The 25605-nt window shown below is 41.2% G+C and carries 19 protein-coding genes and 3 pseudogenes; 17 read left to right on the top strand and 5 right to left on the bottom strand.

Going from position 1 to position 25605, the window contains the following annotated elements; all coding sequences use genetic code 11:
- Positions 1–14 precede the first annotated feature (14 nt).
- The 3 genes from WG8_RS20005 (at position 15) to WG8_RS19995 (ending at position 4742) form a co-directional block, all read left to right on the top strand.
- Positions 15–884 carry an SMP-30/gluconolactonase/LRE family protein gene (locus tag WG8_RS20005; protein ID WP_007432060.1) on the top strand — a complete coding sequence of 290 codons (870 nt, stop codon included), beginning with the start codon at positions 15–17 and terminating at the stop codon, positions 882–884.
- A gap of 557 nt (positions 885–1441) precedes the next feature.
- The gene (locus WG8_RS20000; RefSeq protein ID WP_043891286.1) at positions 1442–4108 is read left to right on the top strand and encodes a glycosyl hydrolase; all 2667 of its coding nucleotides are present in this window, start codon (positions 1442–1444) and stop codon (positions 4106–4108) included.
- Positions 4109–4196: 88 nt separating this feature from the next.
- Complete coding sequence (locus WG8_RS19995) at positions 4197–4742, top strand: PTS sugar transporter subunit IIA (RefSeq protein WP_052310874.1); 546 nt, start codon at positions 4197–4199, stop codon at positions 4740–4742.
- On the opposite strand, the pseudogene WG8_RS28840 reads toward WG8_RS19995, so the two are convergent.
- Positions 4742–4876, bottom strand: a pseudogene (locus tag WG8_RS28840) (transposase); the annotation flags it as partial. The gene WG8_RS19995 and the pseudogene WG8_RS28840 overlap by 1 nt on opposite strands.
- Before the next feature lie 160 nt (positions 4877–5036).
- Here WG8_RS28840 and WG8_RS19990 point away from each other — a divergent pair.
- From WG8_RS19990 to WG8_RS19975, 5 genes are all read left to right on the top strand, one after another.
- Positions 5037–8684: an S-layer homology domain-containing protein gene (locus WG8_RS19990; protein WP_007432059.1), complete on the top strand. Its 3648-nt coding sequence runs from the start codon at positions 5037–5039 to the stop codon at positions 8682–8684.
- Positions 8685–8910: 226 nt separating this feature from the next.
- Positions 8911–9366, top strand: coding sequence for an RrF2 family transcriptional regulator (locus WG8_RS19985; RefSeq protein WP_007432058.1), 456 nt, complete (start codon positions 8911–8913; stop codon positions 9364–9366).
- Positions 9367–9808: 442 nt separating this feature from the next.
- A complete protein-coding gene (locus tag WG8_RS27490) occupies positions 9809–9967 on the top strand; it encodes a hypothetical protein (RefSeq protein WP_007432057.1) in 159 nt (52 codons plus the stop codon).
- Positions 9968–10056: 89 nt separating this feature from the next.
- On the top strand, positions 10057–10764 hold the full coding sequence (locus WG8_RS19980; protein ID WP_007432056.1) for an SDR family oxidoreductase: 708 nt from the start codon (positions 10057–10059) through the stop codon (positions 10762–10764).
- A 516-nt stretch (positions 10765–11280) separates the two neighbouring features.
- Positions 11281–11913, top strand: coding sequence for a GNAT family N-acetyltransferase (locus WG8_RS19975; protein ID WP_043891278.1), 633 nt, complete (start codon positions 11281–11283; stop codon positions 11911–11913).
- 22 nt (positions 11914–11935) lie between these two features.
- Here WG8_RS19975 and WG8_RS19970 read toward each other — a convergent pair whose 3' ends face one another.
- Together WG8_RS19970 and WG8_RS19965 are read right to left on the bottom strand one after the other, a co-directional pair.
- Positions 11936–12745 carry a MerR family transcriptional regulator gene (locus WG8_RS19970; RefSeq protein ID WP_043891277.1) on the bottom strand — a complete coding sequence of 270 codons (810 nt, stop codon included), beginning with the start codon at positions 12743–12745 and terminating at the stop codon, positions 11936–11938.
- Positions 12746–12788: 43 nt separating this feature from the next.
- Positions 12789–13133, bottom strand: a complete 345-nt coding sequence (locus WG8_RS19965) for a helix-turn-helix transcriptional regulator (protein ID WP_157136346.1) — start codon at positions 13131–13133, stop codon at positions 12789–12791.
- Positions 13134–13953: 820 nt separating this feature from the next.
- On the opposite strand from WG8_RS19965, the pseudogene licT reads away from it, so the two are divergent.
- The 9 genes and pseudogenes from licT to WG8_RS19925 all read left to right on the top strand — a co-directional run bounded on the left by licT (position 13954) and on the right by WG8_RS19925 (position 23735).
- Positions 13954–14790, top strand: a pseudogene (gene licT / locus WG8_RS19960) (BglG family transcription antiterminator LicT).
- Positions 14791–14938: 148 nt separating this feature from the next.
- Complete coding sequence (locus WG8_RS19955) at positions 14939–16834, top strand: beta-glucoside-specific PTS transporter subunit IIABC (RefSeq protein WP_007432053.1); 1896 nt, start codon at positions 14939–14941, stop codon at positions 16832–16834.
- A pseudogene (locus WG8_RS29580) lies at positions 16835–17035 on the top strand (family 1 glycosylhydrolase); the annotation flags it as partial. It abuts the gene before it with no gap.
- A 480-nt stretch (positions 17036–17515) separates the two neighbouring features.
- A complete protein-coding gene (locus WG8_RS19950) occupies positions 17516–18403 on the top strand; it encodes a helix-turn-helix domain-containing protein (RefSeq protein ID WP_007432052.1) in 888 nt (295 codons plus the stop codon).
- Positions 18404–18567: 164 nt separating this feature from the next.
- Entirely contained in the window at positions 18568–20700 is a 2133-nt protein-coding gene (locus tag WG8_RS19945) for an ADP-ribosylglycohydrolase family protein (protein WP_007432051.1), read from the top strand.
- A gap of 17 nt (positions 20701–20717) precedes the next feature.
- Positions 20718–21341: an ECF transporter S component gene (locus WG8_RS19940; RefSeq protein WP_007432050.1), complete on the top strand. Its 624-nt coding sequence runs from the start codon at positions 20718–20720 to the stop codon at positions 21339–21341.
- Positions 21338–22078 carry an energy-coupling factor transporter transmembrane component T gene (locus WG8_RS19935; protein WP_007432049.1) on the top strand — a complete coding sequence of 247 codons (741 nt, stop codon included), beginning with the start codon at positions 21338–21340 and terminating at the stop codon, positions 22076–22078. Before WG8_RS19940 ends, WG8_RS19935 begins: the two co-directional genes overlap by 4 nt.
- Entirely contained in the window at positions 22075–22929 is an 855-nt protein-coding gene (locus WG8_RS19930; RefSeq protein WP_007432048.1) for an energy-coupling factor ABC transporter ATP-binding protein, read from the top strand. The genes WG8_RS19935 and WG8_RS19930 overlap by 4 nt, the downstream gene beginning before the upstream one ends.
- Entirely contained in the window at positions 22929–23735 is an 807-nt protein-coding gene (locus WG8_RS19925) for an energy-coupling factor ABC transporter ATP-binding protein (protein WP_007432047.1), read from the top strand. Before WG8_RS19930 ends, WG8_RS19925 begins: the two co-directional genes overlap by 1 nt.
- Before the next feature lie 174 nt (positions 23736–23909).
- Here the strand turns inward: WG8_RS19925 and WG8_RS19920 are convergent, their stop codons facing one another.
- Positions 23910–24212 (bottom strand): putative quinol monooxygenase, encoded by a 303-nt coding sequence (locus WG8_RS19920; RefSeq protein WP_007432046.1) that lies wholly within the window; start codon positions 24210–24212, stop codon positions 23910–23912.
- 460 nt (positions 24213–24672) lie between these two features.
- A partial coding sequence (locus tag WG8_RS19915; protein WP_007432045.1) for an apiosidase-like domain-containing protein occupies positions 24673–25605 on the bottom strand: 933 nt, incomplete at its 5' end.

The following is a 25605-nucleotide window of genomic DNA, read 5'->3' as shown; positions in this document are numbered from 1 at the left end:
AGGAGATGTATATTATGAAATATGAAACTAAAACTCTTCTGGATGAACTGGTGTGGGGCGAAGGCCCGCGCTGGCATGAGCATAAACTCTGGTTTTCAGATATATTTGGTAAAAAGGTGATGAATGTTGATATCAACGGCAAGGCTGAGATAGTTGTTGATGTGCCAACCTTGCCATCAGGATTAGGATGGCTTCCTGATGGTCAGTTGCTTATAGTTTCAGGTGACTGCCAAATATTGCGACAGGATCCGAGTGGGCTGTCGGTAGTAGCAGACCTTAGTAAGTTAGCTGTTGGTATTAATGACATGGTAGTAGATCATAAGGGACGTGCTTACGTTGGAAGTTATGGTTATGACGTACGGTCTTACAAGCCTGGCCAAGAAGTAGAAGCATGGATAACACTGGTTACCCCAGAAGGGGATGTACGTGTTGTAGCTGATGAAATGATTTGTCCCAATGGAATGGTCATTACTCCTGACGGAAATATGCTTATAGCGGCTGACACGTTTGCGAAACAGCTCGTTGCATTTAACATTGAGGAGGATGGATCACTAACAGGGCGCCGCGTCTGGGCATATATGGAAGCCGGTCCTGATGGGATTTGTCTTGACGCTGAAGGCGCTATCTGGGCTGCTACTCCGAATAGGGGTGAGGTAATTCGTTTACGTGAAGGTGGCGAAGTAACTCACCGCCTAAAGGTATCAACTACACCTTTAGCATGCATGTTGGGAGGACCTGATCTCAGGACTTTATTTATTGTCACAGTAGATGCGCATAATGATTTAGATGTAGATACCTTAAGTAATCCTGAGGCCGCTCAGATTAAACGCGGCTCTCGAATTGAAATTGTTGATGTAGAGATTCCAGGTGCAGGTCTACCATAACTTTTAACGTTATTTGGATATAAAAAAGATGACGTGTCTTTACGAAACCAAAACCTAAGCGTTGATACTACAAATTATTGTATCAGTGCTTAGGTTTTATTGTGCTTAAAGAAAGAACTCATGGCTAATCAAAAAGCAATATTAGGATCATAAAAAGCACACTACATATAGATATATTTCTTAGGGTTATTTTTGCTTTAAGTAGAAATTAGTTTAACACAGGAAAAATATTAAGATAGGTCAGTAAATACGTGTTGATCTGATATTTTAGAGTATTTGAGCAGATGTTATCATTTATTATAGAGATCGTTAAAACAAAAAAACTGTCACAGAAGTATTAGTTATTGTAGGTGAAATGAAAGTGATTTATCAGTAGCATTACTGAAAGTAGGAGAATCAAAAGGCCCTATTTTCAATGTTAAAAACGAATAAGCTTATTTTATGTTAGATTTGGTTAGTTATTTTCTTTTATTTTGATATTTTAAAAGACTAAAGTATTGATACTACTTACATAAAAAGGTGATTAGTAGATGGTATCAAGAAGGGAAAGAAAGTATATGAAGAAATTGGATGAAGTTTTAGAAAATAGGGAAAGTAATTATATAATGCCGTTCTTCTGGCAGCATGGTGAAGAAGAAGGTATATTGCGTGAATATATGAAAAAAATTAATGAATCCGGAATAAAAGCTGTATGTGTGGAATCACGTCCTCATCCTGATTTTTTGGGACCTAAATGGTGGGAAGATATGGACGTAATTATGGATGAGGCAAGAAAACGCAATATGAAAGTTTGGATTTTAGATGATTCTCATTTTCCAACAGGTTATGCCAATGGAAGAATTAAAAAGGAATATCCAAATCTACAAAAATTATTTCTAAAGATCCATCAACAGGATTTTATAGGTCCATATAAAGATGCAGGAATTATGGTAAAGTGGGCAGCTAATGGTTCAAGAGATGCTGTAATGAACGTTGGAGTACAAAAATCTAGAAATGAAACAAGCAAATTGGGTTTGGAAGATAAAATTATAGGAGTAATTGCAGCTAAGATAATTAACATTGATGAAATAGATCCTGATACATTATGCGATATATCAGACAACATAATTAATGGTGTTGTTTACTTTGATATTCCAGAAGGAGATTGGAGAATTTTCACTATTGTACAAACCTTCAATGGTGGAGAAAAGTCTACAGAAGGTTATTTGAATCCAATTGATCCAAGAGGAACACAAGTATTAATTGATACGGTTTATGAAGCACACTTAAGTAGATATAAAGAAGATTTCGGAACAACTATTGCTGGATTTTTTTCGGATGAACCACGTTTTGGAAATGTGAAAGGACCAAACGCTTCAATTGGAAGATTTGACATGGTATTACCATGGAGAGAAGATCTGATAGATATATTGCAAAAAAGTACTTCAGAAGAGGTTGTTAAATATTTACCATTGTTATGGGTGAATGGAAAGTCAAAGGAAAATAAAATTAGATATTTATATATGGATATGATAACTAAGCTATATTCGGAAAATTTTACCCAAAAGTTGGGGGAATGGTGCAGAGCCAATAATGTTGAATATATTGGGCATGTAATAGAGGATAATAATGCACATACCAGATTAGGCTATGGAGCAGGTCATTTTTATAGAAGCTTGTGGGAACAAGATATGTCAGGGCTAGATGTAGTATTACATCAAATATTGCCTGGAATGGATAAAGGCTATTTTAAATCATCTACATCATCAGGTTGGGATGGTGAGTTTTTCCACTATGCATTGGCTAAAATGGGAGCATCTTTAGGCCATATTGATGAAAAGAAAAACGGACGCACAATGTGTGAAGTTTTTGGAGCGTATGGATGGGGTGAAGGATTAAAGCTAATGAAATGGATAACGGATCATATGCTTGTTAGAGGAGTTAATTACTTTGTACCACATGCATTTTCGCCAAAAGAATTTCCAGATTTAGATTGTCCACCTCATTTTTATGCTCATGGTAAAAATCCACAGTTTAGATACATGAAGATTTTAAATGATTATACGAATAAGATTAGCCATTTGCTGACTGATGGGTTACATGTAGCACCCGTAGCTGTTTTATATCATGGTGAAGCAGAGTGGTCAGGTGAATATATGCTATTACAAAAACCAGCTAAAGAGTTAATGCAAAATCAAATTGATTTTGACATATTGCCCACTGATATATTAATTACGTCTGAAATTAAAGATAAGAAGCTTATTATAAATAAAGAATCGTTTTCAGGGCTAATCATACCATATTCTGAATCTTTACCTAAAAAATTAATGGAAAAACTATTAGTTTACTTAGAGGCTGGGTTTAAAATTTATTTTATAGATGATCTTCCAAAGGGTTCTAGTGAAGGTGTTAATATTGATAAGGAACTTCGGAAATTGCAAGAAGTTGAAAACTGTAAAGTAATAAGACTTGACAATTTAGTTACTGATTTAAAAAATTCAGGTATTTATGATATCCAAGTTTATGATCAGCAACCATACTTAAGATATTATCACTATACTCATCAAGATGGAGATGTATTTATGTTCTTTAATGAACATCCATATAATTCTATTGATACAGTGGTTGAAGTTCCTCTTAACTTAGATGCATATATATATGATGCCTTTGAAAATAAAGTTCTTAATATAAACGTAGAGAGAACTCAAAAAGGCAGCAAATTTAAATTAAACCTTGAAAAATATGAATCTAAAATAATTATTTTTGGTAAAAACATAAGTGGTAGGACCGAATCTATATTAACGGATAACGAGCAGATTGATATTCAGGAGCTCAGTGGTGAGTGGAAAATTTCGTTATCTACCTCTGAAAAATATCCTGATTTTGAAACGACTACAGTATTAGATAAACTAGTTAACTTAGCAGCACCGAATTTATACCCTGATTTTTCGGGTACGGTTAGATACGAAATAGAATTCAATATAAGTAAAAACTTTGAAAATGCATTTATATTGATAAAAGATGCCTATGAAGTAGTGAACATTTCCATTAATAACCGCCATGTTGGAAGTAAAATATGCCCACCATATAAATTTGAAGTAAGCAATTGCTTAAGAAAGGGGAGTAATAATTTAGTAATTGAAGTGACGAACACTTTAGAAAAAGAGCAAAAGGACTTTTTTTCACAGTACCTTATACATGAACCAACTGGCATTACTGGTTCTGTTAGTTTAGTGCTTTACTAACAGTATTATAGCTTCGGTCTAGAGCTTTTTTAAGTGAGATATTATCCTAAATTAATTTAATTATTAAAATTACAGAGGATGGGTTCTTATGAGTTTTTCAAATTTTATTAAGAGCATGTTTAATACACAAGATAAAAAAGAAACAATTAAAAAAGATCCAGCAATTAATAATAAACAAAAATCAGAAATAATATATAGTCCATTAAGTGGTGAGGTTAAAAAGCTTAGTGAAGTAAATGACATCACATTCTCCCAAGAATTAATGGGGAAAGGAATAGCAATTGAACCGAATAAAGGTAAAGTTGTTTCACCGGTTAATGGGGAAATTGCAGCGTTCTTTGTTACTAAACATGCTATTGCATTAAAGACCGACGATGGAGTTGAGATTTTAATTCATATAGGCATTAATACAGTTGCTTTAAAAGGCAAATATTTTGCACCTCATGTAAATGAAGGAGATCAGGTTAATATCGGAGACCTATTAGTAGAATTTGATATGGAAGCTATTAAAAAGGAGGGATATGAAGTTATAACTTCTATAGTAATTACTAATACAGATAACTATAGGGATATCAAGAAAACTGATAGTAATAAGGTATTAGCAAAAGATATGCTGATGGAAGTTATATCATAGAATAGTTGACCGTAAACAGCATTTTCGGTGGGGCCAAACAACGTAGGAATATTGAGGTGTTACTTAATCCAATAGGAAAATACCTCAATTTTCCAACGTGATTTGTACATCTGTGCAATTTGTTCAGCAGCGGAACTAACAAATGGATGTACAGAGTCCAAACGGAGTCTTATGTTCGTTACAGTGTTCCTTTTAATATAGATAAAAATGAAAACGATTACAACGAGACAGAAACGCTTATGTTAAGGGATTTCATTTATACCTGGAGTTTAGCGAAAGGAAGGGGAATAATTAATGAAGAAAAGCAAAATCACAAGTGCAATTTTAGCGGCTCTATTATTTTTGGTAGCAAATACGACGCAAATCAGCGCAGATTCAAATTTTTCATTAGCTATAAATGATAATGTGGCTAATGCCTCAATTGGCGATTATGAAAGGGTAGAAAATGCAGATTTGAGCGGACTGATGTTATCGAGTGGCACGCTGACTCCTGCTTTTGCAGCTGGAACAACTGAATATAGTGTTAATGTTCCTTATGATGTAACCAGTATATCGGTAACAGCCAGCGTCTATGACAGCAACGCCACAGTGAAAGTAAACGGGAAATTTGTTGCAAGCAGTCAGGCAAGCGACCCAATTATCTTGAGCGCTGATAATAATAACATCATCACCATCGAAGTAACCGGACAAGAAGGAATGATAACGAAACTATATAGAGTGATCGTGACGCGAGCACCAGGTTCACCTTCACCACAGGAATGCATATCGCAAGAAACGGGAGGGCCTCTTTGGATCACGGCAGCGTGTATCGACCCACAGTATAATAATCCAGTTATTGATAGGGAGGTTGATCTAACATCTCCAGTTCCGCATCACAAAGTGTCAGGCCACTTTGAGGGTACTGATGCGAAGTTCAACTTCTACTTACCGCCGAAAGAACAATGGAAGGGCCGCTTCTTCCAGAAAGTATATCCGCTGTATGATGAGAATGCCTTTGATAGTCATATTGCTTTCGGCGCAGCCAGCGGAGCTTATACGGTTCAGACGAATGCAAGTAGCGGATACCGAATTGATGCAGCCGCGGCAAAGTTCTCTAAGGTGTACGCGGCGGATTACTACGACACTGACGATTATATCTATGGATATATATACGGTGGGAGCGGAGGCTCTCTTCAGACGATTGGTGCTATTGAAAATACTAAGGGAGTGTGGGACGGAGCAGTGCCATTTGTCCCGGTTGTACCGACGTCCATCCCAAACAATGCATTTATACTGGCCTATGCGAACTTCGTGCTTGGAGACAAGGCTTTACAGATAAAGGATGCATTGGGCCCGGGAGGCAACGGTGATCCTTACTCCAGTTTGAATGACATGGAGAAGGCAGTACTGCAAGAGGTAACGAAGTTGGGAGTTCCCTTAAGAGGGTTGGATGGGGTGCTCAGCCTGAACGATCTTCAGAGTCTCCTCTTTGGTTTCGGAGACACGATTAAATCAATGGATAGTACATATGTCGAAGATTTCTGGAACAAGCCAGGCTACCTGGGTACGGAACAATCGGACCTCGGAGATTTGTTCCGCAAAGCCAAGATCGATCAATTGGCCACCGTCACTCAGGTCAGCCGGGATGAGCAGAATGTACCGATAAGTCTTTCTCTTGATAACGCGCCATCGACACTGTCTCGAACTGGTGCAGATTACACACTTTATAAGGCTGACGGGACGACGAAGATCGGGATACTGAAGGGTTCACTTGATCCGACTAATAAAGTCTTCACGATTGGGAGCGGGAACCCCGATAGTGTATTAAGCGTCCTAGAAACCGGTGCCAAACTACATATCGACAACCGATGGCATCTTGCGTTGCTATCGTACCATCGTCACCAGGTTCCGAGCGGACCAAATTTCTATTCATGGGATCAATACAGAGCAGCTGATGGAACCCCCATTTATCCTCAGCGTCCTATGGAGATTGGCCCCATGATCATGAGTGGTGTTGCAGGAGGTGGTTCACACAATGGGCATATCCAAGGAAAAGTCATCCTTATCTCAAATCTGCTCGATGTGGGATCTTTCCCGTGGCATTCGGACTGGTATAGTGCAAGGATGAAGGCACACTTCGGTGAAAGCTTCAATGATCATTTCCGTGTCTGGTTCAACGATAATGCGGACCATTACGATAATGGGGCAAGCACTTATACTGTTGTACAATACGACGGCATTCTCGAACAGGCACTTCGTGACCTAAGCGCTTGGGTAGAACAGGGGGTAGCTCCTGCAGAGTCAACCCAATACAAGGTAGTCGACGGTCAGATCAAGTTGCCGGAGAGTGCTGCGGAACGTAAGGGGATACAGCCGGTCGTCGATTTACTTGTTAACGGCACTACTAAAATTCATGTTAAGGCCGGCCAACGTGTCACCTTCCAGGGAAAAGCTACGGTCCCTCCTGGTAACAGTAAGGTTGTGAAAACCGAATGGAACTTTGAAGGTACGGGCAACTACAAGAAGATATCTTCCAGAACCCCCGCGGCTTCGGTAACGGAGTCAGTATATTTTACCTATACCAAGCCAGGGACCTACTACCCAGCTCTAAGAGTGACCGCACAGCGTGATGGTGACGAGGAATCACCCTTTACACGAATAGAGAATCTGGGACGTGTTCGTGTAGTTGTAGAAGGAGAACAGAAAGATCCAGGGAACGGAAAATCAAGTAGAAAAGAGGATCCTGTAGAAAGTATACAAGACAAGGCTGATGAAGAGAAACCTATTATAGAAAGCACACAAGACAATACTGAGGTAAATAACAGTAAAATAAGGGTGAAACCAACGATCAATGCTAATGGAAAAGCAACTGTTCAACTGAACACTGAAACTGTTAAGCGTGCACTCAAACAAACAGATGGAGACAAACTTGAAATTAAAGTAGAGGCAATTGAAAGTATAAATGAAATTGAAATTAAATTTCCCGTTGATACATTGTTAAGTAATGGAAAATATTTAATTAATAATTTCGAAATTGAGACAGGTTTAGCTACATTAAATGTATCTTCAAAGTTGATTTCTAAGAGTTCAGCAAAAGCAAAGAATGTAAAGGTTTCTGTGACTAAAGTGAACCCATCCAGCCTATCACCGGAGATACAAGCTCAATTGAGCGATAGACCGGTTTATAGTTTCAATTTAGAAATTGATGGTGGGAAGGTAAGTGAACTTGATGGGAGAAACGACATTCAAGTGACAATACCCTATGAATTGAAGTCAGGCGAGCAACCCAATAAGATTATCATCTATCAAATCAGGGATAATGGAGATTTTGAAATTGTAATGAGTGGAAAATTCAACAAAAAAACAGGTGGGATTGCTTTCAAGCCTAAGCGATTGGGTAAGTTTGCAGTAGCTTTTACGGAAGTGAACTTTCAAGATGTAACAAAAGAATGGGCAAAGGAGCCGATTGAGGCTTTAGCTGCAAGGGGCGTTATCATTGGAACGGGGGATGGAAAGTTCAATCCTGACGATAAAGTGACGAGAGCCGAATTCATTACGATGCTGATGAATGTTTTTGAACTAACCGATAGTAATGCGACAACGACCTTTTCAGATATCAAAACAGGCACATGGTACTATGATGAGGTTGCAACAGCACAACGGTTAGGTATTGTTAAAGGCAGACCGGATGGTGGTTTTGGTGCGCAAGATGAAATCACGAGACAAGATATGGCTATAATGGCTTATCAAGCAATGACATATGCCGGGCTGACATCAGATAGTGAAATCCCATTAGGATTTGTAGATGCAAATAGCATTTCTTCATATGCGTTAGAAGGCATTACTGCAATGCAAAACGCTGGAATAATAAACGGAATGGGTAACGGAGAATTTGCACCAAACTCTAAATTAACGCGTGCGCAAGCTGCAGTTGTAATTAATAATATCCTCTTCTCATTATAACTTTTGTTTATAGAGGCTTAACCACCATCATACGATGGTGGTTAGTCTCATTGTATGTATGGCTAATGGGCAGCATGCATTAATTGTTCATCTACGAAAAATAGGGATTTCACTCAACGCGACAAGAATCAATTACTAAAATTTAAAAGCCCCTTGTGTATAGATGTTTCATTGCGTATAATGTGCTTATCAAGGTTGCAATTTAAATTGAGAAGGAGGGAGAATATTGAGTACAGTGTCTCGGGGTGTTTACATTGGTCCCCCTCGTCTAAAAATAGCGATTCAGGCCATTGTTTGGCTAGCCAAAAGTGGCAGCATGATAAGCAGTGCGTTGATAGCGAGACAAGTCGATTCGCATGCCACCTTTATCCGAAGAGTTATGCAGTCATTGAACAATGCCGGTATTGTTGAATCAAAAGGTGGACGGGAGGGTGGATATTTTTTAAGAAAATCTTCAGCAGAGATTACAATAGGCGATATATACGAAGCAATAAGTAGTATTTCGAATGATGCTGAATTTAAAGTGGATTGCGGAGATGATGGAGAAAAGTTAGATGTTGAACAGTTAGATGTTGAACTTGAAAAGATTCTCCAGGAAGCCGAATTAAAGACAATTGAGTATTTGCGAAGTTACACGATTGCTCAATTAATGGATCGAGTCCAATTCTTTAAAGAACAATAAAGCTCGATAGCTAACACTAAGTTGCAGAATCATATGCAACTTTTTATTAGAATAAATTGTGCTTAAAAAAAGCACCAAAAAGAAAGAGGCCTCCATCGAGAAAGGAGCGGCCGGGATTTCAGCCGCCCCTTTCATCCATCCAAGCCTGTTCAACCCTTGGGTTCACGGATTTGGCGTGGCGTGCGGGACGCACTTCATGTCGGTCTTTCCCACCTAGCCGGTGAGGAGGTAGGTGCCGACACGCAATGAGTCAATTAATTAATGAAGGGGGTGATGACATTAAAATAAAATAGTTATAGTTACAGATGCCTAGTATCGGGATAGCAATTTCAAGTAAATTACTTGCACGTGGGTTTACCAGTTTAGTTTTACGGAGTCGCCTGCCGGACAGAAAAATGCTCAGTCTTTCAGAAAAAGGCATCATATCGTTTTTGCGAAGAAAATGGCTAAGCGTCTGGAAGGTACGGATGTGAAGATCAACGGCTTGCACCCCGGACTGATCAAGTCGAGCTTGCTCAAGCAAATGCCGAGCTTTATACAGTTTAAGTTCGAGCAATATTTTAAAAGCGAGCAGAGTGAAAACGTCGCCTGGAGCAAATGATGAAGCGACAAATGAAAGTTTTTGGTCATTAAGCATGAAACTAGTTGGTTTACATGTCTAAAGAAGATGAAAATGAGGAGGACATTCATATGAAAAGAAAAATTGCAATCATTACAGGAGCGAATCGGGGCATCGGGTTTGAAATTGCCAAACAGCTAGGCAAGCTTGGTGTCACCGTCATCATGACGGCTCGCAAAGAAGATCAAGGAAGGGCTGCCTGCGACAAATTGAAGAAGGAAGGGCTTGACGTTCATTTTCACCAGCTTGAAATGACTAACGAGTCCAGTATCCACAAGTTGGCTGACGACATGCGGGAGCAATTCGGAGTCGTTGATATTCTGGTCAATAATGCAGGTATCAATATCGATGGTAATAAGGATACGACAAATATCGATTTGGATACAGTTCGAACTACGATGGAAACGAATGTGTACGGCCCGCTTCTCTTATCGCAAGTGCTCATACCTTTAATGCAAAGCAGTGCAGACGGCAGAATCGTCAATGTATCCAGCAGCATGGGAGCTTTAAATGAAGGTATGGGCGGGTATGGAGGGAATTTTGCATACAGTATGTCCAAAACTGCCCTGAACGCGCTTACGATAAAATTGGCAGGAGACATAAGTAGCAGCAGAATCACGGTAAATTCGATGTGTCCGGGATGGGTTCGTACCGATATGGGCACTGCCGCCGCTCCGAGATCGGTTGAGCAAGGGGCCGATACGGCTGTTTGGCTGGCGACGGGCGATGTAGGAATGACCGGCAAGTTTTTTAGAGATCGCGAAGTGATCAGTTGGTGACAAAATAATCCCTTTTATACAGGTGATATCATTGATGAAAGCTTTAGTTCTGGGTCAACCGGGTCATCCCAAAACGCTTCGAATATCCGATATACCTATTATCCATAAATAATAAAGTTTTAGACTGTACGGAATCGCTAAACTAACTGGGGATAGTTCAATAGTTTCACCAGAAATTTCCGGACTCCTTGTGAGAGAGTTCGGAAATTTCTGGTTCTTCCCAGTTTAACATGACTACTAGCCGTCTATCCTTGTAAGTGAGTCCTGGGGGGAGAGATGAAGGATGACGGAAAATGAGATATTTAATAGAGCTTTGAACTTAGGTCTGTACTTGCTATATCTGCATCAATCAGTATATTGGTTGTTTTTTAATTTTATTGAGTTCAAAATCTTATGGACAGACTGATTAGCAAATCTTAAAGCAAAAGAAAATATGTATTAAATACTTGACTCTCCTCATTAGGGGAGACATTAAACTCAATTTGTAAGCTAATCAATTAAAAGGAGGAAGTCAAAATGAACTTAGTTATTAGAGACATAAAAAAAGAGGATATAGAGCCTGTTAAAGCAATTATTGCAGATACTTGGAACGCAAAGGATTTTATAGAGGATGAAGGCATAATAAATGCAGCAGTTACAATGATGTTTATAAATCCAATATTAAATAAAAGTACTTTTGGAAGAGTAGCTACATCAGATGGAGAAGTCATTGGTGTGATTTTTGGTTCAAAAGTTGGTGAAACAACAACTTATAGATTGCTACAAGAAGATTATACAAGTGAATTGCTACAACTCCTAAATCTAAATGACATAGAACGAAAAGTTTTTGTTGAACTCACCTCCATGACTAATGAGGCATACAGCAAGTTAATTAGAGGAAAAGAAAATGAGTTTCAGGGTTGCTTAGAATTTTTTGCTGTTTCTGAAGAAGCTAGAGGAAAAAAGATAGGGAAAAAATTATTTAATGAGCTCATCTCTTACTTAAGAGATACAAAAGCAAATAAAATTTATGTGTATACAGACACAATGAGTAACTATGGATTTTATGACCATAATGGATTTGTCCGTCTTGATGAAGAACTAACTGTATTTAATCTACCTATCGGTAAACTCGAAAATACTAATTTTATTTATGAATACAAACTTTAAGCTAAAAGTCAGTCTACCTCATTTATGGGGTGGGCTTTAGGCTAATTTGAAATTGGGAGAAGTGATTATATTGATTAAAAACATCTGTTACTAAATAAAACATATAAACCTTATTACACGTCAAACTGTTTTTCTCCAAATATTCTTTTACCAACTGAAATGTTTCAATTTCAGTATCTCCCGTACAATTAACAGTTAAATATTCTCCCTTGGATAATTTAGATACAGTAGAGGTATCTTTAAGCAATCTATAATCATCTGATGTTATTAGACGAAATACATCACTGATCTTCCAATTATCATAGTGACATGAATAAATTAATCCATACTGAAACGTATGGGCTGCAAATTCGTCTAATTTTTCATCTAACTTATCGAATGACTTTATCTCATTAAGTTCTCCACCTTGAGTAGGTAAACTTAAAAAGTATCTGTTTTCAAATGTCTGAATATTAAATCCATTGTTCATAAGTTCATCTTCAGATGAATGGATAGCTATTTTTAATGTTTCTATTCGTTTATTAAGTTGCTCTAATTTCTTTATTTCTCTATGAACTTCTTCATTCTTTTGTTCTAAGTATAGTTTAAGGTAATTAGTATCGGCCTTAGCAAATAAAGCTTTAATTTCTTTAACACTTACATTACTTTCTTTGCAAATTTTTATAATATCAAGATAGATGAATTGATTAATTGTATAGTAGCGATAACCGTTATCGGGATTAATGTATGCAGGTATTAACAAGCCAATATTATGATAAAAACGTAAGGCTTTTATCGTAACATTTTTTAATCTAGAAACTTCCCCAATTGAAAAATACCTTTTGTTCTCCATAAATTCCTCCAATTAGTGTTTTGCAGTAGCGGCCTTTATACGGTCAAGTCATTCTATACCTCAAAGCACTTTCTTTTCGATACGTCGTCGGTAGAACCCCCGTTTCCCGTTTAAACGCCTTCGTAAAATAATTATAGTCGGATATTCCGACTTGTTCCGCAATTTCGTAGACTGGCGCATCCGTATCACCTAACAGTTGCTTCGCCAAGTGAATCCGTGTACTACGAATATGCTCGGCGATACCCATACCGAAGCTTTGCTGCGATAGCTTATAAAGATGCGATTTACTGATCCCAAAGTGTTTGCAGAGAACGGAAACGGAAAGATTTTCTTTGATATTGACCGTGATATAATCGTCTATTTTTTGAGCTAGCGTCTCCTTTTTCAAGATTAGTTTTCGTGAAAGGTAGAGGTAACTGGCGCTCATTTCCATCGTTTTCGCATAAGCGTCAATGATTTCCTTAGATATATATTTTTTTCGCAAAAAAGCTTTGTGCAGCTTTAAAAGATATTGACGAGACTAATGGCCATTTAATTAAAGCATTTGATATTTTATAGTTGCAACTTATAATGATGTTGTTTATTTCATTGTCCCTTTTAGAAAGCAATACTTTTTTCTTTGTTTTGATAAAATCTCAGTTTGTTGTATAGAAAAGTGGGTTTATCCTAAATCATGTTATAACTCACACCTGTTGCAGTATGATTTATAACATCATTTGAGACTAATTATATTATCAAATGAGACAGTGAATATCCCCGAAAACCCAGTAAAATCGGGAATAAAGGCAAAGTAAATACAAAATCATCTGTTAATAATTGATCTAAGTTTTCTTATTTTATGGTGAAAAAGGACAGCCTGTTTTTTATAACAAGAAGTAAGACAAACATTATCTAAAGGGAAAATTACCTTTGCTCGACTACAATAAAAATTTGTTATACAAATTCTTAGCTACAGGACCAGCTAAACCTCGTTCAGGTGATATTTTAGCTATGCAATTCCGAAATTAAGCGACAGGTGTTCAAATCCAGATCTGAGATTATTTTTTTGTTGAGAACGTTCTCCCCATCTTATATAATAAATCTACAATTAATATTAGGGTTGTTACTGCATCGCAGGCAAAGCCTAAACCAATCCGTGCTAAATTATATTTAGTTTAGGATTAGTTTAGGTTTTTTTTGTTAGTAAAAAATATAAAGTGGGCGAACTCATGAGGATTAAAAAAATATTTAACAATAATGTTGCACTGGTTGAAGGGCCGAATCGATCCGAGATCATTGTTATTGGAAAGGGACTAGCCTATTAGAAAAATCCAGGTGGAAATATAGATCCATCAAAAATTGAAAAGACCTTCGTGATGGAGACTAAGGAATTATCTGAGCGGCTATCTACATTACTGAGTGAGATTCCTCCAAAGCATCTAGAATTGACAGATCAAATTATCCGTTATGCAGTAAAGGATCTACACACTTCCTTTAGTAATAATATCTACCTGGCTCTTACAGATCATATTAGTTATGCAATTACGCGCTCCGTGCAGGGATTGAGTCTCAAGAATGCGCTGCTCTGGGAGATACAGAAGTTCTATCCGAAAGAATATCACACGGCAATGCATGCTTTACACTTAATTGAAAAGGAAACCGGAGTTAAACTACCTGTAGATGAAGCTGGCTTTATCGCAATGCATTTTGTAAATGGTCAGCAGGATGGTCAGGAAATGGAACAGACCTTGATGGTTACCCAGATGGTTCAAGGAATTCTTAATATAGTAACACTTCATTATGGGATAGAGCTAGATGAGAATTCGTTAAATTATAGCCGCTTTGTGACTCACTTAAAATATTTTTCTTATCGCACCATACGTCATGAATCGATTCCTTCTGAGGATGATGAGCTCTACGAACAAGTCGTTGCCAAGTATCCTGAAGCTTTTGCCTGCAGTGAGAAAGTAAGAGCATATTTACGGGAAGAGTATCAAGTTGAGACAACCGAAGGTGAAATGGTCTATTTCATGCTCCATATTAGGCGTGTGACCAGCAGAGATTAACCTATTACAATAAATAGCAGGGTTGTTACCATTAGTTGGGCAAAGCCTGGATAAGTGATAAGTGTACTGTTTTTCAGTGTACTTAATCACCTATTCAGGTTTTTTTATTTCATATAAACCAGAATGAGGTTTAAAGGAGCGAGCACAAATGAAGTACGAAAGATTAGCGAAAGATATCGTACAGAACATTGGGGGAGAGGAGAATGTCACGAATCTTGTCCATTGTGCAACCCGGTTGAGATTTAATTTAAAAGACAATCATGTACCCGATAAAGAGAAGCTGAAAAGCTTGGAAGGAGTGCTATCGGTCGTAGAAAGTGGTGGTCAATTTCAAGTGGTTATCGGGAATGACGTTGCACACGTGTATCAAGAGATTATGAAAACCAGCAAACTAGGGGCGAGCAATACTGCATCCGAGGATGGAGATAAACCTAAGGAGAAGATTCTGTCCACAATTTTTGCAGTGATTTCCGGAAGTCTTTCTCCTTTGTTGCCTGCAATGGCCGGAGCGGGGATACTAAAAGCTTTTTTAACCCTGTTCACAACCTTTGGCTGGGTATCTGCGGAAAGTGGAACCTACCTTATTCTGGCTGCAGCAGCTAATGCCGTCTTCTATTTCCTGCCTATATTCCTGGGTGTCACTGCAGCGATCAAATTTGGCGCCAATCCTTATGTAGGTGGAGTTATCGGTGCAGCATTAATGGAACCGAACTTTACGGGGTTATTGGCTAAAGGAGCTACTTCTTCCTTTCTAGGCATTCCTGTAGTCTTAATGGATTACTCAGCAACCGTCTTTCCGGTATTCGTAGCTATTTGGATATTCTCTTACGTGGAGAAATATCTAAAGAAAATCATCCATAAAGAGCTGCAGACGTTTTTGGTTCCGTTATTATCCTTAGTCATCATTGTGCCACTCACTGCGATGATCTTTGGCCCATTTGGAGTATATATCGGAAACGCAATAGCAGATGCTATTAATTATCTCATGGGAGTAAGCGGGCTGTTAACAGGAGCTGTAATTGGCGGGTTAATCTTTTTCCTTGTTGTTTTTGGTCTTCATTGGGGCATTATTCCGATCGTTCTGGCAAATCTTACGAATGGAACCGATCCAATCCTTGCGATGTGGGCAGCTTCTAACTTTGCAATGGCAGGGGTGGCACTGGCTGTTTTCCTTAAATCTAAAGAAAAGTCCTTGAAGTCAATTGCCGGTTCCTCTACATTAAGTCTGTTGTTAGCCGGTGTCTCTGAGCCGACCGTATACGGGATATTGCTGCGTTACAAACGCACGATCCCATATGTTATTATTGCCGGAGCTGTCGGAGGGGCGATTAATGGCGGTTTCCATACGTATGCTACAGCATTTGTCTTCCAAAATATTTTTTCAATCGGTGCATTTGAACCTGTCGGGTATTATTTAATGGGGATTGCCGCCGCCATGGGGATTGGTTTGATTCTGACGATTCTTTTCGGATACCAAGACAAAAAAGCTGTTGCAGTGACTGAGTCAAGTGACGCAACTCCTACAGTAGAAGTAAAGGCTGTTCAACCGGAAGCAAGTGTCAGCCTTAATGGTGTTTCGCAGATCTTGAAGAAAGAGGTACTCCTCAGCCCATTAACAGGAGATGTGAAATCCTTGACTGAAGTTCCCGATCCTGCTTTTGCAGAAGGTGCTATGGGGAAAGGGATTGCAATTATTCCGAGTGTTGGCCAAGCCGTATCTCCAGTGAACGGTACGATTGGCACAATCCTCAAGTCAGGTCATGCTGTAATTATTTTGTCTGAGAATGGTGCGGAAATATTGATTCACATTGGAATCAACACCGTTCAATTAAAAGGGCAATATTTCACCCCTCGGGTTAAGGCAGGAGACCAGGTCCGCCAAGGGGATCTATTGATTGATTTTGATCTTGAGAAAATTAAGGAAGCCGGATATAATCCGATCACTCCAGTTATAGTCTCGAATACCGGCGATTATTTGGATGTTATTGAAACAACAAACTCATCGGTTTTGGCACAAGATAAGTTGCTGACGCTTGTTGTCTAAGCAGAACAGGATGGTGTCGATTTAATCGGATACACAAGCTTGGGGCCGATTGACTTAATCAGTGCATCTACTGGAGAAATGAAAAAACGGTATGGATACATTTATGTCGATAAAGATAATACGGGTGAAGAACCCTAAGAAGAAAAAAAGAAAAGCTTTGCTTGGTACAAGAAGGTAATCGCCTCAAACGGGTCTGATTAAGACTAAAATATTGTAGACATAAAAGCCGTCCTTTCATTAAGGACGGCTTTTATGTCAAGAAGAATTATATTTAATCATCGTGTGTATTACGTGCTAAGCTGTAAGGTAATAGAACATAACAATACTGTGAGCCTATGGCTCTAACGGTGCATAGGAGATACCCAGGATAGACACTTATGAAGTAACGACACTCCAAAAAGGACTACTGATTTTAGATATTCTACGGACTAAGCACACATTAACAAGCACGTTTTAGTCCCATTCGATGTTATAACTCACATTCCTGTATGTGGGTTATTCCAATACACATCAATTATTCGGGAGTTTACCCGTGATGTACTCTGGATTTTGGGATTAATAACCTTTGTTTAGTGTACTATAATGTAAAATGACGGTTATATGGATACATAGCATACAGACATCCAGTAAGCTTTTTTGCAAATAAACCGTACCTAAGCTTTAACCCAAGGGGTGACTAACTTGAAATTACACATTGACTATCCCCACGATATTCCCATCGTTGCGTTCCAGTGGACACCGGAAACCATACTGGAGCCATTCCATACGCATACCAGCCTGGAAGTCGGCTGCTGCATTTCAGGCAGCGGCGTTTTTTACTTTGAGCAAAAATGCTATCCCGTGCGCCCGGGAGATATTTTCATCGTGAACCAGACCGAGCTGCACATCGCGCAGTCTGATGAAGCCAACCCCAGTACATTTATCTTCATTAATTTTGACCCAAGCATACTGCTCCTCGAAGATGAGAAGCTGCTTCTTCCCTATAGCTATCAGTCTGAGAAATTTCAGAATCATATTCCAGCAGAGACGACCCTTGCCCGTCAGTTGCAGCCCCGAATGATGGCCATCTATGAAGAACTGTCACAGCAGGATGTAGGATACCTGTCCAGGGCACGCAGTATTTTGATTGATATTAGTGTGATGCTGCTTAGAAATTACATCAGCTCCATTTCAAGCGAGCAGTGGAGACGAATGAATCATTCATACCGGGAGCTGAGACAGATGCTTGAATATGTGCACCGGCATTTTGGCAATGATATTCAGCTTACGGATGTAGCACAGACAGTAGGTTGGTCGCCAACCCGGACCTCACGTTTGTTTCGAGAGTACACAGGCAAAAGTCTGCGAGATTATCTCGCTCAGCTTCGGCTGAGTGAGGTGAAAAAGCGGCTGGTCACCACCGATGATCTGATCTCGAATATTTGCTTTGACTGTGGATTCCAGAGTATGGCTTCGTTTTATCGCGCTTTTCAGGCGAATACCCGTACATCCCCGAAAGAATATCGTGAAATGTACGGATTAAGTGAAGATTTTGAGAAGTTTGGGGACGCTAATGAGAAGTCAAAATAATAACGCTTACTTTATAATAAGGGCAGCCGAACTCGAAAAATGAATATAAAAACGAAGAGGCGGAATGGTGCTGCACCAGCGAAGTGGTTGCGTGGCGGTGAGAGGCACCATCCTACTGCCCAGTGGCATGATATGAAACTTTGAAAATCAAGGAGGGATTGAGCTTGGTTACTTACCGTTCGGATTATGCAGAACGCGTATATGCGGGATGGCTTGGCAAAGTGATAGGCGTGCGTCATGGCGCGAATATTGAAAACTGGACGTATGAACGGATTGAACGGGCTTTTGGAGAGATCACGGATTATATATATGATTTTAAAAACTTTGCGGCGGATGATGACATTAATGGACCGCTTTTTTTTATGCATGCTTTGGCGGAATTGCCTCTCCATCAAAAGGTCACCGCAGAAGATATGGGCAAGGTATGGTTGAATTACATTGCGGATGGCCACGGCTTTTTCTGGTGGGGAGGCTATGGTATATCCACGGAGCATACGGCTTACCTTAATTTGAAGCACGGGATGGCGGCTCCGCAATCGGGCTCGCTAGAGCAGAATACGAAAGCAGTGGCGGAGCAGATCGGCGGTCAAATTTTTAGTGATATCTGGGGATTGCTGGCTCCGGGTGACACAGATGCAGCAGCGGATCTGGCCGAGAAGATGTCATCCGTTTCCCATGACCGGAACGGGATTTATGGAGGGCGGTTTGTGGCAGCCTGTAGTGCTGCGGCGTTTGAGTCTACCTCGGTAAAAGAAGTCATTCAGCGGGCACTCACAACGATTCCTCAAGACAGCAGCTACAGTGAGGTTGTCAAGGATATCATCCGTTTTCATAACGAACATCCTCGGGACTGGCGGGCATGCTTCCGCTATATTCAAAGCCATTACGGGTATGATCGTTATCCGGGCATATGCCACATCATTCCGAATACAGCCGTTGTAGTGCTGGGGTTGTTGTATGGCGATGGCGATTTTTCCAATTCAATAAATATTACAAACATGTGCGGATGGGACACAGATTGCAATGTCGGCAATGTCGGAGCCATCGTGGGAATTTTGACGGGATTAACCGGGATTGGTGTGCAATGGACAGCACCGATCAATGACTTTGTATGCGCTTCCAGTGTCGTGGGTTCCCAAAACATTCAGGACATTGCCACTGTTGCACAACATACGGTTGCGATTTCCAAACGGTATTTTCTGGGACAGGAACTACCGGACGAGCCTGGGGTACACGCACATTTTGATTTTGAGCTTCCAGGCTCCACTCATGCCTTCCGTAATCATTATCCGCAAGGATTGCCTGTGACGATGGTATGTAACAATACGGATCGGGTCGCTTTTAGTGGGAAACGTTCTCTTCAAGTGTCTATAAGCTCGTTAGTAGGGGGGGAGAGCTACCGAACCTATCTCAAGACGTATTACACGCCGGAGGATTTTAATGACAGTCGTTATGACCCAAGCTTTACACCGTTATTTTATCCCGGACAAAGCGTTTCCATGAATGTGTACATTTCGCAAGGAGATGAGGAGCAGGTCGCCGCTCGTCTTTATGTACACAACATTCAGGATGGAACGCGGGTATACGGGGAGCGAACCGTATTGCCCATTGAGAAATGGACGACGCTGACCTGGAAGGTTCCGTCGATCCCGGGAGCCGTGTTGTCGGAGGTTGGCGTGGAATGGATTCCGCTGGCTGAAATCTTTGGGCAACCGAAGTCATTAACGGCTTATATTGATAATGTTCAATTGCAGGGCGAGCCTGAGATCGATATTTCTTTTGCTTCCGAAAAGCTGGAGGTATGGCCGACATTACGTCAGGAGGTCAGACAGCTGACCCATCTTCGCGGCTTGTGGATGCTGGAGGACGGTCTTCTAACGGGAAGCGGTGCTGGTGAATCTGCGGAAGCTTATACAGGGGCCCATTATTTTAAAGATTACACGTATGAAGCTGCGATTCGTCCGGTCATCGGCTCGTCCCATGGGGTACTGTTCCGAGTTCAGGGGGCATCTCGAAGTTATGCAGTGGTGCTCAAGAAAGGCCATCTAGCTCTGATGAAAAAAGAAGGTACGAATTGGCGTACTTTGCAGGAGACTCCTTTCATTTGGCGGCACGGTGTGGATTATCGGATTTCGGTCGTTGCAGCTGACAATCGTTTTTCTATTTCTGTAGACGGAGAACTTCTGCTGGACTATACCGATCATGAGAACCCTTATGTGAGCGGTCAAGTTGGATTCGTAACGATGGACAGTAGCCGAACCGCTTATGTCAGTTACCACATTCATCCAAATAAATGATAGAAAGAGGGACAACTATGAAGCGGGGTCTGAAAAAAGATTTTACACTGCTGGCGATTACGATGATTCCGATCGGGGTTGCGATTAATGTTGTGGCTTATCAGCTTATGACCATTTTGAAAATGCCGATTTATTTGGATGTGATTGGTACATGTATAGTAGCTATGGTAGCTGGACCGTGGGTGGGATTGGTTACAGGGGGACTTGGCAACGTCGTGAACGGGATGCTGAATCCGGTGTCGATTCCTTTTGCCATCACATCGATGGCGATTGGATTGACCGCAGGTTACCTGTCCAAGTATCGGATGCTGGTAAAGCCCTGGAGAATCATCGTTTCCGGCCTATTGATTGCCGTCGTCTCTTCGGCGACTTCCAGTCCGATTCAAGTCATTTTGTTTGGTGGAGTAACGGGTCAAAGTGGCGATATCGTTATGGCAACATTATTGGCAACGGGCAAGCAGATCTGGACCGCCGTGTTTTCGCAAACGCTGCTGTTGGGTGTTGTCGATAAAGTGCTGGCTATTCTGGCAAGCTCCTTGATTGTATATAAAATGACCCCACAGTTTCTATCTAAAATGCATTACGGTGATATTTATATGCGTTCCAAAAAAATGAACCGGAAGGGAGATCAGGTGAAGTGAAAAAGTCCATTCTGGAGCTTTATCCGACAACCAAGCTGTTGGGGGTATTTTTTGTACTGATCTCCATTCTGATCGTACCGGGATATACTTATCAATATGCCATTCTTCCGATATGTATGGTCATTGCACTGTTGGCTGGCGTTTTCCAAGGCTTTTGCAGTCTGTTTTTTAAAGGTGTTACGCTGATCGTTCTCTTTATTTTTATAATTCAGGGCTTCTTCTACCCGGGTGATACGGTTCTCTGGTCAGGCTGGATACTCAGTCTGAAACAGGAAGGCTTGAGCTACAGTCTGCTGTTGACGTCCAAGATCGTTGCCATCACAGCCTCGATTATCTTGTTCTTCCAAATCACAAAGACAAAAGATCTGATTATTGCACTGGAAAAAATGGGAACGCCGAAGAAGGTCACTTACGTGATTATGTCTACTCTGCAAATCATTCCGCAGATGCGGCAACAGCTGAATGTTATTATGGACGCTCAACGTTCGCGCGGGGTGGAGACGGAAGGAAGCCTGATGATCCGGGCCAAAGCCATCATCCCCGTGCTTGGCACATTGATTATCTCGTCTTTTGAAAATACGCAGGAACGCGTAATTACACTGGAATCCCGGGCTTTTACGATCCAGCGTAAAAAAACGAATGTGACCGAATTACCCAAGGGGCTGCTGGATACGATCGTACGGATCGTGCTGCTTCTGCTGCTTGTATTGATTATCTGGAAGGGGGTTATCGGATGAGCCTGTTATCTATGAAAAATGTATCGTACAGATACCCGATTAACGATTGGACATCCTTGAAGCAGGTGACACTCAACATTGAAGCAGGCGTTTTTTACGCGGTCATCGGCGCGGGCGGTGCAGGAAAAACGACGCTGTGCAGCGTGCTCAGAGGCTTTATCCCCCATTTCTATAATGGAGAGCTGGAAGGGGAAGTGAAGCTCTTTGGGAAAAATCTGCTGGAATACGAGTTGGGGGACATTGCCTCCCGGATCGGCTACCTGTTTCAGAATCCCTTTACACAGATTAGCGGAGCCAAGGAGACGGTGTTCGAGGAAATTGCCTATGGGTTAGAAAATTTGGGACTGGAACCAGCCGAAATTCGCAGGAAAGTTGAAGATGTGATTGCCTTGCTGAAGCTGGAGAAGATAGCGGATTCCAATCCAACGGAACTATCCGGCGGGCAGAAGCAACGGGTGGCTTTTGCCGCTGTGATCGTCATGGACCCTGAGGTGCTCATTATCGATGAACCGACATCTCAGCTTGATCCGCAGGGCACCGAGGAAATCTTCCGTATTATCGATCTTATGAAGCAGCGGGGAAAAACCATCATTCTCGTGGAGCATAGGATGGAATGGATTGCGGAATATGCAGATCAGATTATAGTGATGGAAGACGGACAAGTCGTAATGCAGGGAGACACCCAGGCGACCCTGAGCAATCCGAAAGTAATGGAGCATGGGGGTTCACTGCCCCAATATGCCGAAGTGGGACTGAAGCTGCTCGGGGAGGGGCTCGTCAATCAGGTTCCCATTACACAGAAGCAAGCAGAACTTGTATTTTCGAAGCTGAAAAAAGGGGGAGCTGAATAATGGCTTTATTGTCCTTGAATCAGGTTTCTTTCCGTTATCCGAACGGTACAAAAGCAGTAGATCATATCTCGATGTCCTTCCAGGCAGGGGAAAAGGTAGCCATTATTGGACAAAACGGAGCCGGGAAGACAACCGCCGTTAAGCTGATGAACGGACTTTTGAAGCCGTCATCAGGGACCGTCATCGTCGATGGATGGGATACGAAAGATCACACAACCGCTCAAATTTCTTCGAAGGTCGGATACGTTTTTCAAAATCCTGATGATCAGCTGTTCCATGAGACCATTTACGAAGAGGTTGCTTTCAGCACGCGGCACCTCAAGGTTGATGCTGCAGAGGCCAAGAGAATGATCGCCACGGCGCTGGAGCTGACAGGACTGACGGAATATGCGACTCTTCATCCTTACAGTCTTCCTTATTCGATGCGCAAGTTTGTGACCATTGCAGCGGTTATCGCGATGCAGAGCAAGGTCATTATTCTGGATGAGCCAACCGCAGGGCAGGATCGTCGTTCATTGGACCGACTGACTCGCATCATTGATTATCTTACACAGGAAGGTAAAACAGTCATCACAATTACACATGATATGGCTTATGTGGCGAATCATTTCAAACGGGTTATTGTCATGGCGAACCAACATGTCATTTCGGACAGCACCGCCCAAGAAATCTTTTGGCAGTCTGCTCTGATGCAGGAAAGCCATATTCAGGCTCCGCCTGTAAGTCAACTGGCGTCCGCATTACATTGGCCCGGCCAGATTGTTACAGTGGACGAGTTTGTGGAGTACGGGAAGGGACAGTCCTAGAGAAGCTGGAATCCATGTAATGAATACACTGATCAAGACCTAAACTTAAGAAAATCAAATAAAGGGTTCAACATATTGTGCACGGCTAATATGTTGAACCCTTTTGTGTTTACTGTACACGCAATTACGTTTTTTTGGCGGTTTATTGCTATCGTGTCCGTTTGTTTAACAAAACTAGATTCCTTTTCCGCCTTGCGGGCGAAGTTTAATTTGCTCTATACCAGCAATGAGTGGCCTTGCTCTCTGAATGAGTACTTTGGCTTCGTCTAAAGACAACGATGCTTGATGAGTTGAAGGATCACTCCATATTTCCGTTACCCAAATGCTATTAGAGTCATTCTCAGGAATATTTACGACATATAGATCGCAACCTTCAACTGATTCCATACCACTTGCAGCTTCCAACAGCATTTCAATCAGAGTGCCACGTTGACCTTCGTGAGCGATGAATTTTGTATACAAACCAAATTTGTTCATACCTTATTTCCCCTTTGTTTATCATATTATCAATATTGTTTTCCCATCCTCCTTCTTGTCTCAAGACGTCTCGAAAAGGAATTCTATGATGGGGAGTCCTGGCTTATTTGAGAGCGTAAGGTAAATAACACCATATCGGATGTGCCATGTACACCACGCCAAATAGTATCTTCCGCTTAAAGGAATCGGATTATTCTTGCTGCAATATTCAGCCTGCACCTCCCTTTAAATAAGATTTTACTGTATGTGAGTATAAAAGGGAACGTTCGTTCTTTATTTCGGTTCGCCTTGCTATTTATAATAAGCAGCTACCTTGTGACTCTGCACGTCCACGCTTCGCTTTCATTATGAAAAGCCCAACCTTATCCGGTATGGGCTTTTGTTATGCCTATAATTGTAGACGGACGGGTTGTAGACATCAGCTTTTAGGAGTAGCCGATTGCCTTGAGCCATTCATCGGTTACTTTCTAATGCCGATGAGCAGGACATCCGCTTCGAAATCATGCATATCGATGGTCGTGATTTGCTCTTGCACAGAGATTGAAGTTGTGCCAAAACGACGATTCTCCAGGTCAATGACCGTAAAATTGTATTCACTAAGATCTGCGTTCAGCTTCAGCACAGTGTTGACCGGAACATAGATGGCGACCTTTGTGTAATCTGCGGTTACAGCCGCACGGATTTCTTCCGTATTTTTAAGCACAATGTTCCAAGGCTGCATATCCGTAAGTCCGTATATCCCGAAGAGCCATTTGGCCAATCCATAATCCCATGCCCCTTCAAATTTAAGAGCAGACTGCCAATCATATGGACTGTCGAATCCTTCCCCGGTTACACCGAACTTTTTGCCTTTCCGATGCCAGCTCCAAATACCGTGGGCTCCATAGGTTATGCCAGCAGAGGCTCCGGACAGAAGACTTTGCCAGGCTGCCTTACGAACATCGGCGCGGGTGAAGCGGCCATAGACTTTCCGACTGTAGCCCATCTGCTCATAGCAGGGCTCCGAATTGAGGACTGGGCGGGTGACAGTCTTATTATAGAAGTCCAGTGCGAGTGTGTAAGCCGTTGGTTGAAATTGTGAATTATGTCCCGACTGGTACATGTAAAAATCCAAATGGGGATCATCAATAAATACCTCTGGCAGTACCGCTAATCTTCCTTGAATATGCAGAGTGGTCAGGCACTGCGGACTGTGCTGCTTTACGGTATGAAGAGCTACGCGGTAATATTGGTTGGCGCGCTCGGAAGGGAAGTCGGTGTCACCGCTTATAATATAAATAGGGTAGAATTTGGAGAACCGATCGGCAGCATAACGCACATAAGGTTCCACTGTCTCAAGCGGCATTTTTTTCTCCTCACGAAGCTTGGCGGCCCACGTATCCGGGATATAATT

This window comes from Paenibacillus sp. Aloe-11 (assembly GCF_000245715.1).
GTDB classification, from domain to species: Bacteria; Bacillota; Bacilli; order Paenibacillales; family Paenibacillaceae; genus Paenibacillus; species Paenibacillus kribbensis.
This window is presented reverse-complemented; position numbering and strand designations above follow the sequence as displayed.